Origin of the sequence: Raoultella sp. (genome assembly GCF_039594335.1) — a bacterium.
Taxonomy (GTDB): domain Bacteria; phylum Pseudomonadota; class Gammaproteobacteria; order Enterobacterales; family Enterobacteriaceae; genus Klebsiella.
Map to the genome: position 1 here is coordinate 49,027 of NZ_JBCNNS010000004.1, position 15,518 is coordinate 64,544.

Genomic DNA, 15,518 nt, shown 5'->3' on the forward strand with positions numbered 1-15,518 from the left:
ACGAATTAGTTCATCCACCGGTCTTTACGTTTACGGCTCGGAACCAGATGCGGCAGCACCAGACCGAGCAGCAGTCCGACGCCAAGCACGCCGCCGCCGTACATAAACCACTGCATGATAATGGTGCGCTGCTTATCATCCAGCTGCAAATTCGCGGCATTCACCTTCTTCTGGGCGACAACCAGCTCATTTTTCAGCTTTTGGTTTTCGTCTTTCAGTGCGTTGATGACGGTATCGCTGCCAGCGACCTTTTTCTGCATGTCGGCGGTACGCTGATTCCAGGTGGTGTCGATGTTATTCAGTTTGTCGGTCAGGGTTTTCACCTGATTTTCCAGATCCGGCACGCGGGTACGCAGGCTGGGCTCGGTGCTCAGCTCTTTCAGCGGAATCCAGGCAGTACGGCCGTTGCCGTCGCGGATCTGGGCATAACCGGTGCTGTCATTGGTCTGCAGCAGAGAAACTTCTTCCCCGGCGTTAATGGTGCCCTGAAGACGATAATTATCGCCCGGCCCCGTGCGAACCCAGGTGTTCAGTTCATCAGAAACATAACGTTTTTCTTCTGCATGAACCGCCGTGGCGGCGCTGAGCGCCAGCAAAGTAAAAGTGATAAGGCGTAATTTTGGCATCAGGTCATCGTTTTGATCGTAAAAAGTTGAACGATAGTAGTGGCATCGCCAGAGCGACGCAAAGTTTTCTGCCACAATCGGAAACATCCAGGAGGTGGCCCGGCAAAATGCGCATTGCATGGAGAAACGCCGCAAAATACTATCTACTGACAAAAAATATCGGCGATAGTTCGCCGTATTTTCCCGGCAGCGCAAAGAAGCGGAAGAATTCAGTCATGGCTCAAGAAATCGAATTAAAATTTATTGTCTCCGACAGCGGCGTGGAAACATTGCGCCAGCACCTTAATGCGCTTAACGCACAACACACGCCCGCGGGTCAATTGCTCAATATTTATTATGAAACGGCGGATAACTGGTTGCGCCGTCACGATATGGGGCTGCGCATCCGTGGCGATCGCGGCCGTTATGAAATGACCCTGAAAATCGCCGGTCGCGTGGTGGGGGGATTGCATCAGCGTCCGGAGTTCAATATTCCGCTGGAAAGCCCGGAACTGGCGCTGGAACGCCTTCCTGCCGAGGTCTGGCCGCAGGGTGAACTGCCTGCGGAGCTGGCGCAAAATGTACAACCGTTGTTCAGTACCGATTTTGAGCGTGAAAAATGGGTGGTCAGCGAAGGGGAGAGCCAGATTGAAATCGCGCTCGATCGCGGGGAGGTGAAAACCCCTGAGCATCAGGAAGCGATTTGCGAGCTGGAGCTGGAACTGCTCTCTGGCAAGACGGAAGATGTGCTGGCGCTTGCCCGTCGTCTGCTGGAAACCGGCGTGCTGCGCCAGGGAAGCCTCAGCAAGGCGGCGCGCGGCTACCATCTTGCCCAGGGTAACGACGCGCGCCCGGTGCAGCCATTCGGTGTTCTGCTGGTGACGGCAAAAGCCAGTGTAGAGCAGGGGCTGGAGGCATCGCTGGAAAATGCGCTGGCGCACTGGCTCTATCATGACGAGGTCTGGAGCCGCGGTAATCCGATGGCAAAAGGGGAAATCCTCCGCGCTATCGCACGGGTGCGTCATGCGCTGGTGCTGTTTGGTGGCATCGTGCCGCGTAAGGCCACCGCACAGTTGCGTGAACAGCTCGGTGAAGCGGAAACTGCTCTGACGGAGGCCGGTAAGGCCCCTTCGGCGCTGTTCAGCATTGCCGCAGTCAGCGCGAAGCTCGCGTTGACCGAATGGCTGGTGAGCCGCAGCTGGCGCGCTTTTTTAAATGAGAACGCGCAGAAGAGGATCGCCGGCTCTTTTAAACGTTTCGCCGATATCCAGCTTTCGCGGGCGGCGGCGGAGTTAAAAAATGCGTTCCAGCAGACGCTGAGGGACGATTACGACGGCCAACTGCCGCGTCTGGCCCGCGACATTGACTGCATTCAACTGCTCGCCGGCGCCTACGCCGATGCGGCTGCCTCCTGGCTGGAGAACTGGCTGGAAGTCCGTCGCGCTATTGAGCACAAAGATCGCAGCGTCATTGAATATTTCCGCCGCCAGGCGCTGGCCTCGGAGCCATTCTGGCTGCACAGTGGAAAACGATAATTTCAGGCCAGGGAGACCCTTATCATGCCGCTTTCTTCACAGTTACAGCAGCACTGGCAGACGGTTGTAAACCGACTGCCAGCGGACTTTCCATTATCTACGTTAAGTCCGCAGGCGCAGTCGGTGATGGCGTTCAGCGATTTCGTCCAGCAGAGTCTGGTGGCGCAGCCGCAGTGGCTGACCGAGCTTGAAAACTCCCCCCCCGAGGCGCAAGAGTGGCGTCACTATGCTGACTGGCTACAGGCAGCCCTGGACGAGGTCAACGACGAAGCGGGGTTGATGCGTGAGCTACGCCTGTTTCGCCGCCGGATCATGGTGCGTATCGCCTGGGCACAGGCGCTGTCGCTGGTCAGTGAAGAGAGCAGTTTGCAACAGTTAAGCGCGCTGGCGGAGACGCTGATTGTCGCCGCTCGCGACTGGCTTTACACCGTCTGCTGTCGCGAATGGGGAACCCCTTCCAGTGCCGAAGGAAAAGCACAGCCGCTGCTGATCCTCGGGATGGGGAAACTGGGCGGAGGCGAACTCAATTTCTCGTCGGATATCGATCTGATTTTTGCCTGGCCTGAACATGGCACAACCCGCGGCGGGCGCCGCGAGCTGGATAACGGGCAGTTCTTTACCCGCCTCGGCCAGCGGCTGATTAAAGTCCTCGATCAGCCGACCCAGGATGGCTTTGTTTATCGCGTTGACATGCGCCTGCGCCCCTTCGGCGACAGCGGACCGCTGGTGCTGAGCTTTGCCGCACTGGAAGATTACTATCAGGAACAAGGGCGCGACTGGGAGCGCTACGCGATGGTCAAAGCGCGCATCATGGGGGATAACGAAGGTACCTACGCCAACGAACTGCGCGCTATGCTGCGGCCGTTTGTCTTCCGTCGTTACATCGACTTCAGCGTGATCCAGTCGCTGCGTAACATGAAGGGGATGATTGCCCGTGAAGTTCGCCGTCGCGGGCTAAAGGACAATATCAAGCTCGGTGCGGGCGGTATCCGCGAAATCGAATTTATCGTGCAGGTCTTCCAACTGATTCGCGGCGGACGCGAACCGGCGCTCCAGCAGCGGGCGCTGCTTCCGACGCTGGCGGCGATCGATGAGCTGCACCTGCTACCGGAAGGCGATGCCGCACGGTTGCGTGATGCCTACCTGTTCTTACGCCGCCTGGAAAACCTGCTGCAAAGTATCAATGACGAGCAGACTCAAACTCTGCCGCAGGATGCGCTTAACCGCGCTCGCCTGGCGTGGGGCATGAATGTTGATGACTGGGAAGCGCTGAGCGCACAGCTGGAAGAGAAAATGGCCAGCGTACGGCAGGTGTTCAACGAGCTGATTGGCGATGATGAAGCGCAATCACCGGATGAGCTGTTGGAGGAGTACTGGCGCGAGCTGTGGCAGGATGCGCTGGAAGAGGATGACACCAGTCCGGCGCTGGTCCACCTTGAGGATGACGACCGTCGCAGCGTGCTGGCGCTGATTGCCGATTTCCGTAAAGATCTCGATAAACGCACCATCGGCCCGCGCGGGCGCCAGGTGCTGGATCAATTAATGCCGCATCTGCTCAGCGAGGTGTGTTCGCGGGCCGATGCGCCGGTGCCGCTGGCGCGTATTACGCCGCTTTTAACCGGCATCGTTACCCGAACCACCTACCTCGAATTGCTTAGCGAATATCCCGGCGCGTTGAAACATCTGATTAGCCTTTGCGCCGCCTCGCCGATGGTTGCCAGCCAACTGGCGCGCCATCCGCTGCTGCTGGATGAACTGCTGGATCCCAATACGCTCTATCAACCGACAGCGACCGATGCCTATCGCGATGAGCTACGGCAGTATCTGCTGCGCGTGCCGGAAGAGGATGAAGAGCAGCAGTTGGAGGCGTTACGCCAGTTTAAGCAGGCGCAACTGCTGCATATTGCCGCCGCCGATATTGCCGGTACGCTGCCGGTGATGAAGGTGAGCGATCACTTAACCTGGCTGGCCGAAGCGATGATTGATGCAGTGGTGCAGCAGGCGTGGATGCAGATGGTGGCGCGTTATGGTCAGCCGACGCATCTGCATGAGCGCCAGGGGCGTGGTTTTGCGGTCGTCGGCTACGGAAAACTGGGGGGCTGGGAACTGGGCTACAGTTCGGACCTTGACCTGGTGTTCCTGCATGACTGCCCGATGGAGGTGATGACCGACGGGGAGCGCGAAATCGACGGTCGCCAGTTCTATTTGCGTCTGGCCCAACGCATTATGCATCTCTTCAGCACCCGCACCTCTTCAGGGATTCTCTACGAAGTGGATGCGCGCTTACGTCCGTCTGGTGCGGCGGGGATGCTGGTCACCACTGCCGATTCGTTTGCCGATTACCAGAAGAATGAAGCCTGGACCTGGGAACATCAGGCCCTGGTACGTGCCCGCGTGGTTTATGGCGATCCGGAACTGCAGGTGCGTTTTAATACCATCCGTCGCGATATTCTCTGCGCGCCGCGTGAAGGGGCGACGCTGCAGACCGAAGTGCGGGAAATGCGGGAGAAAATGCGCGCGCATCTCGGCAATAAGCACCGGGATCGCTTTGATATTAAAGCCGATGCCGGAGGCATTACCGACATTGAATTTATTACCCAGTATCTGGTCCTACGCTATGCGCACGATAAGCCGAAGCTGACGCGCTGGTCTGATAACGTGCGCATTCTGGCGCTGTTGGCGCAAAACGACATTATGGATGATGAAGAAGCGCGGGCGTTGACCCATGCGTACACCACGCTGCGCGATGCGCTGCATCATCTGGCCTTGCAGGAACAGCCGGGGAACGTCGACCCAGACGCCTTTATCCATGAACGTCAGCAGGTGAGCGCCAGCTGGCAGAAGTGGTTGATGGCTTAACTAAAAAACCGGGTGTGCTATTATCGCGCGCAAAGTTTGTATCTCGCAGGAGAGAGTCATGAAAGTAACGCTGCCGGAGTTTGAACGTGCAGGAGTGTTGGTGGTTGGCGATGTCATGCTGGACCGCTACTGGTATGGACCCACCAGCCGTATTTCCCCCGAAGCCCCAGTGCCGGTGGTCAAGGTGGAAAATATCGAAGAGCGTCCCGGCGGTGCGGCAAACGTGGCGATGAACATCGCCTCTCTCGGCGCGACTTCACGCCTGGTTGGCCTGACCGGGATTGATGACGCAGCGCGTGCGCTCAGTAAGGCGCTGGCGGATGTCAACGTGAAGTGCGATTTCGTCTCTGTGCCGACCCACCCGACTATCACCAAGTTGCGCGTGCTGTCGCGCAACCAGCAGTTGATCCGCCTGGATTTCGAAGAGGGATTCTCCGGCGTCGATCCGCAGCCCATGCACGACCGTATTCAGCAGGCGCTGGGTACCATCGGGGCGCTGGTGTTGTCCGATTACGCAAAAGGCGCGCTGGCCAGCGTTCAGACCATGATTAAGCTGGCGCGCGATGCCGACGTACCGGTGCTGATCGATCCGAAAGGCACCGATTTTGAACGCTATCGCGGTGCCACGCTGCTGACGCCGAACCTCTCCGAATTCGAAGCCGTCGCGGGCAAGTGTAAAGACGAAGCGGACATTGTCGAACGCGGCCTGAAGATTATTGCTGATTTCGAACTCTCCGCACTGCTGGTAACCCGTTCCGAGCAAGGGATGACGCTGTTGCAGCCGGGCCGTCCGCCGCTGCATATGCCGACTCAGGCGCAAGAAGTGTATGACGTCACCGGCGCTGGCGATACGGTAATTGGTGTGCTGGCGGCAACGCTCGCCTCCGGCAATACTCTGGAAGAGGCGTGTTACTTTGCCAACGCGGCGGCCGGCGTTGTGGTCGGCAAGCTGGGTACATCTACCGTTTCACCTATCGAGCTGGAAAACGCCGTGCGCGGGCGTGCGGAGACCGGGTTTGGCGTGATGACCGAAGATGAGCTGAAACAGGCCGTTGCGGCGGCGCGTAAGCGTGGCGAGAAAGTGGTGATGACCAACGGTGTGTTTGACATTCTGCATGCGGGCCACGTTTCTTATCTGGCCAATGCGCGCAAGCTGGGCGATCGCCTGATCGTTGCGGTCAACAGCGATGCCTCGACCAAACGTCTGAAAGGTGAGTCTCGTCCGGTTAATCCGCTGGATCAACGCATGATCGTGCTCGGCGCGCTGGAAGCCGTCGACTGGGTGGTCTCATTTGAAGAGGATACGCCGCAGCGCCTGATCGCCGGGATTCTGCCGGACCTGCTGGTCAAAGGCGGCGACTATAAGCCGGAAGATATCGCGGGTAGCGAGGAGGTCTGGGCGAACGGCGGCGATGTTCTGGTGCTTAACTTTGAAGATGGTTGTTCTACGACCAACATCATTAAGAAGATCCAGAAAAACAGCGGGAAGTAATTTGTGATGCCGGGCGGATGTCCAGGGAGAGTGAGGTTGCGCATCGCGAGGCCGAAGAACCCCGGATAATGCCCGACTTAAAATGCCGACGATCGTGAGATCGCCGGCTTTTTTTATTTAATGATGACAGAAATGATTCAGCGCAATAAACAGGTTATTTGAGCGCATTTTTCGTACAAAAAGCGTTAGCGTAAGTGTAAATACTGGAGTCAGTAGAAAGCATATGACCAATCAGAACACACATGGCTGAAGGAGTATGCGGATGAATCATCACGAACTGTATTCAATGAAGAACTTTGATTTTCTGGCCCTGAGTTTCGCCAGAATGCATGCGCAAGGACACACCGTTGATCTCCAGGCTATTGTCGGCAACATGGATGAAGATCATCGTGAATGGTTTTGCCAACGTTATGAACTCTACTGTCGTCAGGTAAGTGAAGAGGTTGCGTCGAAATCAGAGCGAGAACACTGAAACCACAACGGGCCTGAGGGCCCGTTGTTTTTTTACGGCTTCTCTTCGACGGTCGGGGTGGTCGCGCGGCTTTCCAGATCGCTGATACGCTGCTCCAGCAGCGCCAGTTTTTCGCGGGTACGCAGCAGCACCTGCGTCTGCACATCAAACTCTTCGCGACTGACCAAATCCAGACGAGTCAGTTGAGACTGGAGTACCTGACGGATCTTTTTCTCGACGTCTTCCCCAAGATCGCGAAGGCCTTTCGGCATCGATTCATGGACCTGGCGGGCGATTTGTTCAATTTTTTTCGGGTCAATCATGGTGGTTTCCTGCTCTGGTCGGTTTGTCGTTCATTGTAGTGCGATTGACGCTGCCTATAAACCAGAAATGTTTGAAGCTTATGCATTGCCGATGATAATCAATAGCGTTATAGTGATTCCGCTTATTCTCAGGGCGGGGCGAAATTCCCCACCGGCGGTAAATCAACCATGGCGTTGAAAGCCCGCGAGCGCTTTCTGCAATAGCAGAAAGGTCAGCAGATCCGGTGTAATTCCGGGGCCGACGGTTAAAGTCCGGATGGGAGAGAGTAACGGCTCAGTCGGGTCTCGATCCGCTTGCGTTGACTTTTGCCGCTAAACCGGCGCTCCTAAGACTGCCCTGATTCTGGTAACCATAATTTTAATGAGGTTTATTTACCATGAATCAGACGCTCCTTTCTTCTTTTGGTACCGCTTTTGAACGTGTGGAACACGCTTTAAATGCACTGCGCGAAGGCCGCGGTGTGATGGTGCTTGATGATGAAGACCGTGAAAACGAAGGCGACATGATTTTCGCCGCCGAAACCATGACCGTCGAGCAGATGGCGCTGACCATTCGCCACGGCAGCGGCATTGTCTGTCTGTGCCTGACCGATGAACGCCGTAAGCAGCTTGACCTGCCGATGATGGTGGAAAACAACACCAGTGCATACGGCACCGGCTTTACTGTGACCATCGAAGCTGCAGAAGGCGTCACCACTGGCGTTTCCGCTGCTGACCGTGTGACCACCGTGCGCGCGGCTATTGCAGATGGCGCTAAACCTTCTGACCTTAACCGTCCTGGTCATGTCTTCCCGCTGCGCGCACAGCCTGGCGGCGTGCTGACCCGTGGCGGTCACACTGAAGCGACCATCGACCTGGTGACGCTGGCGGGCTTTAAGCCGGCTGGCGTGCTGTGTGAACTGACGAACGACGATGGCTCGATGGCGCGCGCGCCGGAGTGCATTGCGTTCGCGCAGAAGCATAATATGGCCGTAGTCACCATTGAAGATCTGGTGGCCTATCGCCGCGAACATGAGCGTAAAGCCAGCTGATTGTGGCCCCGCGTCATGGCAAAGCCCACCTCCGCGTGGGCTTTGTTGTTTTTGTCATCAGCCAATGCCCATTGCCTGCAGCGCAACCAGACTTAACCCCATCACCGACATCCCGCACAGCACGCCATAACTTGGGTTGCTCTGCGGATCGATCTCTTTTGCCAGCGGCATCAGCTCATCAACTGACAGCGCCACCATGATCCCGGCAACGGCCGCCATAATGGCGCCCATCACGACGGGTGACACCAGGCTACCGAGGATCAGCCAGGCCAGCAGGCCGCCGAGAATTTCCGCCATCCCGGAAAGGCCCGCCCAGAGTACCGCCTTATGCCGCGAACCGGTGGCGGCATAAACCGGGCCGGCAACCGCCAGCCCCTCGGGAATATTGTGTAAAGCGACCGCCAGCGCGACGCCCATTCCCAGCTCGAGGTTATTACTGGCCGTCACAAAGGTGGCGATCCCTTCCGGGAAGTTGTGCAGGCTGATGCCCAGAGTCAATAAAATTGCAGTTCGGCGAAGGTTACGTGGGCGCGGTATACCCGGCGACATCAGATCCTGCGGATGCGCGTGTGGCAGAAGACGGTCGAGCGCAAAGTAGCCCAGCAGGCCGATGACAAACATGCCGTAACCGAGCAGCGGCGACATCCCTTCCGCGTTCAGCGCGGCAGGCAGCATCTCCATCAGTGAGATAAGCAGCATGATGCCTGCGGCAAAGCCGAGGGAAAATCCCAGCAGCCGGTTGGACGGCTTCTGGCCCAGAACGCCAAAAATAGCCCCGATAAATGTGGCGCTACCCGCCAGCAGCGTCAATATTAAGGGTGACGACATCATTCATTTCCTTTGATAATGGTTATCATTAATGATAGCCAGAGTATCTGCTAACGGCGAGAGGGAGATGTCGCCCTTTACAGCGAATTACATTCAAATTTTCTGACGATCATCATCATGCTTATCTGAGTTTATCCTGATGCAAAAACGCGTAATGTAAAGGCATCACAATTCCTCTGTTTAAGGATATCACCATGTCCCGTACCCGAATGCCAGCGTTGTTTTTAGGCCACGGCAGCCCGATGAACGTGCTGGAAGATAACATCTATACCCGCGCCTGGCGGCAGCTGGGCGAAACATTGCCGCGACCAAAAGCTATCGTTGTGGTTTCTGCGCACTGGTTTACTCGCGGTACCGGGGTAACAGCCATGGAAACGCCGAAGACGATCCACGATTTTGGCGGCTTCCCGCAGGCGCTGTACGATACGCATTACCCGGCTCCCGGTTCTCCTGAACTGGCGCAGCATCTGGTTGAGCTGTTGGCGCCGGTGCCCGTGGTCCTGGATAAAGAAGCCTGGGGCTTCGATCATGGCTCATGGGGCGTGCTGATAAAAATGTACCCCGATGCGGATATCCCGATGGTGCAACTGAGCATCGACAGCACCAAACCGGCAGCCTGGCATATGGAAATGGGACGTAAGCTGGCGGCACTACGTGATGAAGGTATCATGCTGGTGGCGAGCGGTAACGTGGTGCATAACCTGAGAACGGCACGCTGGCATGGCGAGAGCACGCCTTACCCGTGGGCAGAATCATTTAATGACTACGTGAAAAGCAACCTGAGCTGGAAGGGACCGGTGGCAGAGCATCCGCTGGTGAACTATCTGGCGCATGAGGGCGGATCGCTTTCTAATCCGACGGCGGAGCACTTCTTGCCGCTGCTCTACGTTCTGGGCACCTGGGACGGCGAAGAGCCGATATCTATTCCGGTGGAAGGGATGGAGATGGGATCGCTGAGCATGCTGTCGGTGCTGATTGGGGCGTAGAAGAGAATGTGATAACCCCGGCAGGCGTCAGCGCTGCCGGGGGATATCTTATTCGACGAAAATGTGCGGGTAGAAACGCGACAGATCTTGGGTGATTAATGCCCGATCCTCGCGTACGCCGATACCGGCTGGCTGATCGTTGATGAGCCAGCTGCCGATCAGCGTGTAGCTGTCGCCAAACTTCGGCAGCGGATAAAACTCCTGCACGATCGTGCCTTCTTCTCCGTAGGGACCCTCTACCGCCTCTAGCACTTTGCCGTTTTCCACGATCGACACGTTGGCTCCTTCACGGGAGAAGATCGGCTTAATGACGTACTTCTCCATCTCCGGATGCGCATCTTCGCTGAAGTAAGACGCCAGCAGGTTAGGGTGGTTCGGGAACATCTCCCACAGCAGCGGAAGCAGAGCTTTGTTCGAAATGATGCTCTTCCACGCCGGTTCCAGCCAGCGCACGCCCGCGTCTTCCAGTTTAGTGGAGAACATCTCGCGCAGCATATACTCCCACGGGTAGAGCTTGAACAGGTTGCCAATAACCTGATCCTGCAGGTCGGTAAACTGACCTTTTTCACCCAGGCCGATATCTTCGATATACAGAAACTCGGTGGCTACACCTGCTTCTGCGGCACAGTCCTGCAGATACTGAACGGTGCCGCGATCTTCTTCGGTATCGCGACAGCAGGCCATATGCAGCAGCTGGAAGCCAAACTGTTCGCGCAGCTCGGCAAAACGCGCGATCAGCTTTTCCTGCAGACTGTTGAACTGGTCGCTGCCTGCTGGCAACTGGCCGGCGTTCATTTGATCTTCCAGCCAAATCCACTGGAAGAAAGCGGCTTCATACAACGAGGTCGGCGTGTCGGCGTTGTTCTCCAGCAGCTTCGGCTCGCCTACGCCGTCCCACGCCAGATCGAGGCGTGAGTAGAGCGACGGTTGGTTGGTTTTCCACGACTGACGAACGAAGCCCCAGGTATGTTTCGGGATGCGGAACTTCACCATCAGCTCATCGCTGGCGACGACTTTTTCCACTGCCTGCAGACACATTTGGTGCAGCCCGGCGGTGACCTCTTCAAGCTTCTCAACCTGCGCCAGCGTCAGTCTGTAATAGGCCTCTTCGCTCCAGTACGGCTCGCCATACATAGTATGAAAGTTGAAACCGTATTCGGTCGCCTTTTCACGCCAGTCCGGGCGCTCCGTGATGCTGATTCTTTCCATGTGATTTAGCCGCCCATTGAGCGATTAGTCGAGGTGGTGCCCGCCGCGCTGCGTTGCATGGTGGATTGTTTCGCGACCGATTCACCAAACCCACCGCGAGTGACGGTGCTGGTGGTGGCCGGTTTGGGCGCCATCGCCGTCTTCGGTACGTTCATCGTCCGGCCTGGCTGCGCGGCACCGTAGCTCTTACCACCGGCATCGGTGTACTGACCATAGGCTGGGCTGGCCGGGTTTTTCGAGCTGAACAGCGGCTGCTGCGCACCCATGCCGCCACCCATCAGACGGCCCATCATGTAGCCTGCCATCAGCGGCATCCAGAAGCTGCCGCTGCTTTGCGCCTGCGCCTGGTTTTCCGGCGCTACGCCCGCCTGAGCCGGCGTTTGCTGGCACTGGCCTTCGCCGAATTCAGCGACGCAATCTTCACGCGTGGCGTATTTCGGTGCGGTACGTACCGCTTCTTTCTGGGCATTGTTGAAAGCAGTGGTGCATTCTGCGCTTTTCCCCGGGTTGGCTGCAGAGCAGTCATCGGCGTTTTGGTACAGAGAAACCGTCTCGTCAGTTTTTTCACAACCGGCAAGCATAAATACGGCCGTCACGGCAAGGGCGACCGGCGTCAGATGGCGCGCGCTCCAGCTTTTACGGAACGAGGCATGATTAATATTTTTTGTCCGTTTCATATTTGTCTTCCTGGACCCAGTGGTATTACGGTTTGTTAACGCTCAGGATAGAGGATGAGTGGTGGAAAATGAAGCGAAGAGGGGCGGAAAGGAGGGGATCTTTACGTTGCCTTACGTTTAGCGCTTCGCTTAGCGGAATTCGTTAAGCGAAGCGCCATGACGCCATGACGATTACTGGCGGAAAGGATTTGTGCCGCTGGTTTTCGTGGCGCGGGTCGAAGCCGGTGTTGCCGCTGGGGCCGCATTACTGCTGTAGCCATCAGCGTTAGCATCCTGCTGCGGGGTTTCCGGCGCGACGCTATCTGGCGAGGTCGACACAGCTTTGCCCAGGGTGTTATTCAACGCAACCAGATCCTGTTCGTTCAGGGTACCGAGCGCAGATTTAATGTTCAGTTGGTTAATCAGGTAATTATAACGTGCGCTGGAGAGCTGCTGCTTGGCGTTGTACAGGGTCGTTGTAGCATCCAGTACGTCGACGATGGTACGCGTCCCCACGGAATAACCTGCTTCCATGGCATCAAGGGAGCTCTGTGCAGAGACCACTGCCTGTTTGTAGGCGTTGATGCTGCTGATAGAGGCATTGATGTTATTAAAGGAAGAACGAACGGTCTGAACCACGCTACGATGCGCGCTTTCCAGCTGTTCGCTGGCGCCAACGAAGTTGTACTGCGCCTGTTTCACCTGCGAGTTAACCATCCCGCCCTGATACAGCGGCAGCGAGAAATTCAGGCCGATTTTGTTCTGCCCGGCATCAGTGTCGCCATAGCGCGTTGGATCGTTGGTTTTTGAACCGTTGTAGGAGGTGTTCGATATCCCGGTTGAGGCGGTTAAATTCAAGGTCGGCAGATGACCATCCTGCGCCTGACGAATTTGCTCGCGGGCGAGGTCCTGGCTCAGACGGGCTTGCAGCAGCGACAGGTTGCGGTTTTCTGCTTCCTTCAGCAGCGCATTTACCGTCTGCGGCTTGTTGGTTTTAAAACCGCCAACGTTCAGCGATGCCAGTTGCGGATAGTAGTTGCCGGTTACCTGGCGTAGCGCTTCTACCGCGTTGTCAAGGTTATTGCGTGCGGTCACTTCGTTTGCCAGCACGGAATCGTACTGTGAACGGGCGTTCTGCACGTCGGTGATCGCCACAAGGCCAACGTTAAAGCGCTGGGTGGTCTGATCCAACTGGCGGTAGATAGCCTGTTTCTGTGCTTCGGTGTAGGAAAGCGTATCAATCGCACTCAGAACGTTAAAGTAAGCCGTCGCGGTGTTCAGAATCAGCGTTTGCTGGTCCGTCTGATAGGTGACGTCCTGAATGCCAGCCTGTTTTTCCTGTAGCGTCAGCGAGCGCCATTTCGACATATCGAAAAGAACCTGCGTTAACTGCAGCGAGCCGCTGGTGACGTTCGAGTTCACGCCGTTGCTGTCGCGATAACCATTGGTGTAAGTATAATCCGCGCCCAGGCCAAGCTGAGGCAGTAACGGGCTACGTGCTTCGTTGATCTTCTCGAATGCAGCATCACGATCGGCTGCTGATTTACGCAGGTCAGGGTTGCTGACGCGCGCCTGCTGATAAACCTGCATCAGGTTTTCTGCCTGGCTCATGGCGCTGAAGCCAGTCAGGCCCAGACCGATGAGGATGGGGAAAAGTTTCTTCATTTGCATTCCTTGTTGTGAAGCATAAAGCGCTGCCCAAATTCTAAATATATTCGCTGATTGTATCGACTCTGCCGCAGTAAAAAGTTGGCGTTACGTGCCATCCGGCGGTAATTTGCATCAATCTAACATACAGACTGTAAAACGATAGCCAAACGGCTTATAAATCCTTACTTTCGGATGCGCAGGACAGAGACAATGAGCAAGCCCAATCAGCAAGGGATCACCTTCTCTAAAAATGATGTAGAAATTATTGCACGCGAAACGCTTTATCGTGGTTTTTTTTCGCTGGATTTATACCGTTTTCGCCATCGCCTGTTTAATGGTGGGATGAGCGGCGAGGTGACGCGCGAAATTTTTGAGCGCGGGCATGCCGCAGTCTTGCTACCCTTTGACCCGATACGTGATGAAGTGGTGCTGGTCGAGCAAATCCGTATCGCCGCGTATGATACTAGCGAGAGCCCGTGGCTACTTGAAATGGTCGCCGGTATGATTGAAGACGGTGAAACCCCCGAGGACGTTGCCCGCCGCGAAGCGGTAGAAGAAGCCGGGCTGCTCGTCGGACGGACAAAACCGGTCCTGAGCTACCTGGCAAGCCCTGGCGGCACCAGCGAAAGGCTGTCGATTCTGGTTGGTGAAGTCGATGCCACAACAGCAAAAGGGATTCACGGTCTGGCGGATGAAAATGAAGACATCCGGGTGCATGTGGTAAGCCGGGAGCAGGCTTATCAGTGGGTTGAAGAGGGGAAAATCGACAACGCGGCCTCTGTCATCGCCTTGCAATGGCTGCAATTGCATTATCACAATTTACGTAATGAGTGGACAAAATGAAGCGTTATACACCTGACTTCCCGGAAATGATGCGCCTGTGTGAAACCAATTTTGCTCAGTTGCGCCGCTTGTTGCCTCGAACCGATGCAGCCGGCGATGTCGCGGGCTATCAGGTGGGCAACGCGCAATATCGATTAACTATCGTCGAGTCGACCCGCTACACTACATTAGTGTCAATTGAGCAGACGGTTCCGGCGGTAAGTTACTGGAGTTTACCGTCAATGACGGTACGTCTGTATCATGATGCGATGGTCGCTGAAGTGTGTTCGACTCAGCAGATCTTTCGCTTCAAGGCAAAGTATGATTATCCTAATAAAAAGTTGCATCAACGCGACGAAAAGCATCAAATTAATCAGTTCCTGGCGGACTGGCTGAGATACTGTTTAGCACATGGAGCGATGGCGATTCCGGTTTGTTAGCGTCGTGAAACCTAAGGACACCATTTGGAAAGCCTGTTAAATCTGCCTCTGGCTGGTGAGACCAGAGTCAGGATATTACAAATTACTGATACTCACCTGTTTGCTGAAAAACATGAAACGCTGTTAGGTATCAATACCTGGGAAAGCTACCAGGCCGTGCTGGATGCCATCCATGCCTCACAGCGTCCATGCGATCTTATAGTAGCAACAGGCGATCTGGCGCAGGACCATTCAGCCGCGGCCTACCAGCACTTTGCTGAAGGTATCGCGAGTTTTGCTGCGCCTTGTGTCTGGTTGCCGGGCAATCATGACTTCCAGCCGGCGATGTACAGCACGTTGCTGGAATCGGGTATTTCCCCGGCCAAACGGGTCTTGTTAGGCGAGCACTGGCAAATTTTGCTACTCGACAGTCAGGTGTTTGGCGTTCCCCACGGCGAGCTGAGCGACTTTCAGCTTGAGTGGCTGGAGCATAAGCTGGCGGAAGAGCCAGAGCGCCATACGCTTCTGCTGTTGCATCACCATCCGCTCCCTTCGGGATGTAGCTGGTTGGATCAACACAGTCTGCGTAATGCCGGGGCTCTGGATCGTGCGCTGGCCGCTTTCCCACGCGTAAAGCATTTACTCTGTGGTC

The 15,518-nt window shown here is 56.1% G+C and carries 15 protein-coding genes and 1 riboswitch; of the genes, 9 read left to right on the plus strand and 6 right to left on the minus strand.

Annotation, left to right across the window (positions count from 1 at the left end; all coding sequences use genetic code 11):
- Positions 1-5: 5 nt before the first annotated feature.
- A complete protein-coding gene (locus ACZAHD_RS01260) occupies positions 6-626 on the minus strand; it encodes a TIGR04211 family SH3 domain-containing protein (protein WP_004867804.1) in 621 nt (206 codons plus the stop codon).
- Positions 627-841: 215 nt separating this feature from the next.
- On the opposite strand from ACZAHD_RS01260, the gene ACZAHD_RS01265 reads away from it, so the two are divergent.
- From ACZAHD_RS01265 to glgS, 4 genes are all read left to right on the plus strand, one after another.
- Complete coding sequence (locus ACZAHD_RS01265; RefSeq protein ID WP_462455169.1) at positions 842-2,140, plus strand: CYTH domain-containing protein; 1,299 nt, start codon at positions 842-844, stop codon at positions 2,138-2,140.
- A 21-nt stretch (positions 2,141-2,161) separates the two neighbouring features.
- The gene (glnE, locus tag ACZAHD_RS01270) at positions 2,162-4,999 is read left to right on the plus strand and encodes a bifunctional [glutamate--ammonia ligase]-adenylyl-L-tyrosine phosphorylase/[glutamate--ammonia-ligase] adenylyltransferase (RefSeq protein WP_462455182.1); all 2,838 of its coding nucleotides are present in this window, start codon (positions 2,162-2,164) and stop codon (positions 4,997-4,999) included.
- A 58-nt stretch (positions 5,000-5,057) separates the two neighbouring features.
- Entirely contained in the window at positions 5,058-6,491 is a 1,434-nt protein-coding gene (gene hldE, locus ACZAHD_RS01275; RefSeq protein ID WP_462455170.1) for a bifunctional D-glycero-beta-D-manno-heptose-7-phosphate kinase/D-glycero-beta-D-manno-heptose 1-phosphate adenylyltransferase HldE, read from the plus strand.
- Positions 6,492-6,753: 262 nt separating this feature from the next.
- On the plus strand, positions 6,754-6,963 hold the full coding sequence (glgS, locus tag ACZAHD_RS01280; RefSeq protein WP_462455171.1) for a cell surface composition regulator GlgS: 210 nt from the start codon (positions 6,754-6,756) through the stop codon (positions 6,961-6,963).
- Between the two features lie 32 nt (positions 6,964-6,995).
- Here glgS and ubiK read toward each other — a convergent pair whose 3' ends face one another.
- Positions 6,996-7,265: a ubiquinone biosynthesis accessory factor UbiK gene (gene ubiK, locus ACZAHD_RS01285; RefSeq protein WP_462455172.1), complete on the minus strand. Its 270-nt coding sequence runs from the start codon at positions 7,263-7,265 to the stop codon at positions 6,996-6,998.
- Between the two features lie 120 nt (positions 7,266-7,385).
- Positions 7,386-7,537, plus strand: a riboswitch (FMN riboswitch).
- 105 nt (positions 7,538-7,642) lie between these two features.
- Here ubiK and ribB point away from each other — a divergent pair.
- On the plus strand, positions 7,643-8,296 hold the full coding sequence (gene ribB, locus ACZAHD_RS01290) for a 3,4-dihydroxy-2-butanone-4-phosphate synthase (protein ID WP_462455173.1): 654 nt from the start codon (positions 7,643-7,645) through the stop codon (positions 8,294-8,296).
- Between the two features lie 57 nt (positions 8,297-8,353).
- Here the strand turns inward: ribB and zupT are convergent, their stop codons facing one another.
- Positions 8,354-9,124 carry a zinc transporter ZupT gene (gene zupT / locus ACZAHD_RS01295; protein WP_462455183.1) on the minus strand — a complete coding sequence of 257 codons (771 nt, stop codon included), beginning with the start codon at positions 9,122-9,124 and terminating at the stop codon, positions 8,354-8,356.
- 194 nt (positions 9,125-9,318) lie between these two features.
- On the opposite strand from zupT, the gene ygiD reads away from it, so the two are divergent.
- Positions 9,319-10,110 (plus strand): 4,5-DOPA-extradiol-dioxygenase, encoded by a 792-nt coding sequence (gene ygiD / locus ACZAHD_RS01300; protein WP_462455174.1) that lies wholly within the window; start codon positions 9,319-9,321, stop codon positions 10,108-10,110.
- A gap of 48 nt (positions 10,111-10,158) precedes the next feature.
- On the opposite strand, the gene ACZAHD_RS01305 is transcribed toward ygiD, so the two are convergent.
- The 3 genes from ACZAHD_RS01305 to tolC form a co-directional block, all read right to left on the minus strand.
- On the minus strand, positions 10,159-11,319 hold the full coding sequence (locus ACZAHD_RS01305) for a glutathionylspermidine synthase family protein (protein WP_462455175.1): 1,161 nt from the start codon (positions 11,317-11,319) through the stop codon (positions 10,159-10,161).
- A gap of 5 nt (positions 11,320-11,324) precedes the next feature.
- Positions 11,325-11,996, minus strand: a complete 672-nt coding sequence (locus ACZAHD_RS01310; protein ID WP_462455176.1) for a DUF1190 family protein — start codon at positions 11,994-11,996, stop codon at positions 11,325-11,327.
- Positions 11,997-12,167: 171 nt separating this feature from the next.
- Entirely contained in the window at positions 12,168-13,640 is a 1,473-nt protein-coding gene (gene tolC, locus ACZAHD_RS01315) for an outer membrane channel protein TolC (RefSeq protein WP_462455177.1), read from the minus strand.
- 195 nt (positions 13,641-13,835) lie between these two features.
- Between tolC and nudF the strand changes: the two genes are divergently transcribed.
- The 3 genes from nudF to cpdA form a co-directional block, all read left to right on the plus strand.
- Positions 13,836-14,468, plus strand: coding sequence for an ADP-ribose diphosphatase (nudF, locus tag ACZAHD_RS01320; RefSeq protein ID WP_462455178.1), 633 nt, complete (start codon positions 13,836-13,838; stop codon positions 14,466-14,468).
- Positions 14,465-14,887 carry a DUF1249 family protein gene (locus ACZAHD_RS01325; RefSeq protein ID WP_004867771.1) on the plus strand — a complete coding sequence of 141 codons (423 nt, stop codon included), beginning with the start codon at positions 14,465-14,467 and terminating at the stop codon, positions 14,885-14,887. Before nudF ends, ACZAHD_RS01325 begins: the two co-directional genes overlap by 4 nt.
- 24 nt (positions 14,888-14,911) lie before the next feature.
- Positions 14,912-15,518 (plus strand): 3',5'-cyclic-AMP phosphodiesterase (gene cpdA / locus ACZAHD_RS01330; protein WP_462455179.1); only part of this gene is annotated, 607 nt, incomplete at its 3' end.

Bases quoted from the DNA above. Each gene is read 5' to 3' on its own strand.
- zupT (WP_462455183.1), bottom strand. From the start codon at position 9,124: ATGTCGTCACCCTTAATATTGACGCTGCTGGCGGGTAGCGCCACATTT.
- ribB (WP_462455173.1), top strand. From the start codon at position 7,643: ATGAATCAGACGCTCCTTTCTTCTTTTGGTACCGCTTTTGAACGTGTG.
- glgS (WP_462455171.1), top strand. From the start codon at position 6,754: ATGAATCATCACGAACTGTATTCAATGAAGAACTTTGATTTTCTGGCC.
- ACZAHD_RS01260 (WP_004867804.1), bottom strand. From the start codon at position 626: ATGCCAAAATTACGCCTTATCACTTTTACTTTGCTGGCGCTCAGCGCC.
- hldE (WP_462455170.1), top strand. From the start codon at position 5,058: ATGAAAGTAACGCTGCCGGAGTTTGAACGTGCAGGAGTGTTGGTGGTT.
- ACZAHD_RS01265 (WP_462455169.1), top strand. From the start codon at position 842: ATGGCTCAAGAAATCGAATTAAAATTTATTGTCTCCGACAGCGGCGTG.
- tolC (WP_462455177.1), bottom strand. From the start codon at position 13,640: ATGAAGAAACTTTTCCCCATCCTCATCGGTCTGGGCCTGACTGGCTTC.
- ygiD (WP_462455174.1), top strand. From the start codon at position 9,319: ATGTCCCGTACCCGAATGCCAGCGTTGTTTTTAGGCCACGGCAGCCCG.
- ACZAHD_RS01310 (WP_462455176.1), bottom strand. From the start codon at position 11,996: ATGAAACGGACAAAAAATATTAATCATGCCTCGTTCCGTAAAAGCTGG.
- ACZAHD_RS01305 (WP_462455175.1), bottom strand. From the start codon at position 11,319: ATGGAAAGAATCAGCATCACGGAGCGCCCGGACTGGCGTGAAAAGGCG.
- ubiK (WP_462455172.1), bottom strand. From the start codon at position 7,265: ATGATTGACCCGAAAAAAATTGAACAAATCGCCCGCCAGGTCCATGAA.
- ACZAHD_RS01325 (WP_004867771.1), top strand. From the start codon at position 14,465: ATGAAGCGTTATACACCTGACTTCCCGGAAATGATGCGCCTGTGTGAA.
- nudF (WP_462455178.1), top strand. From the start codon at position 13,836: ATGAGCAAGCCCAATCAGCAAGGGATCACCTTCTCTAAAAATGATGTA.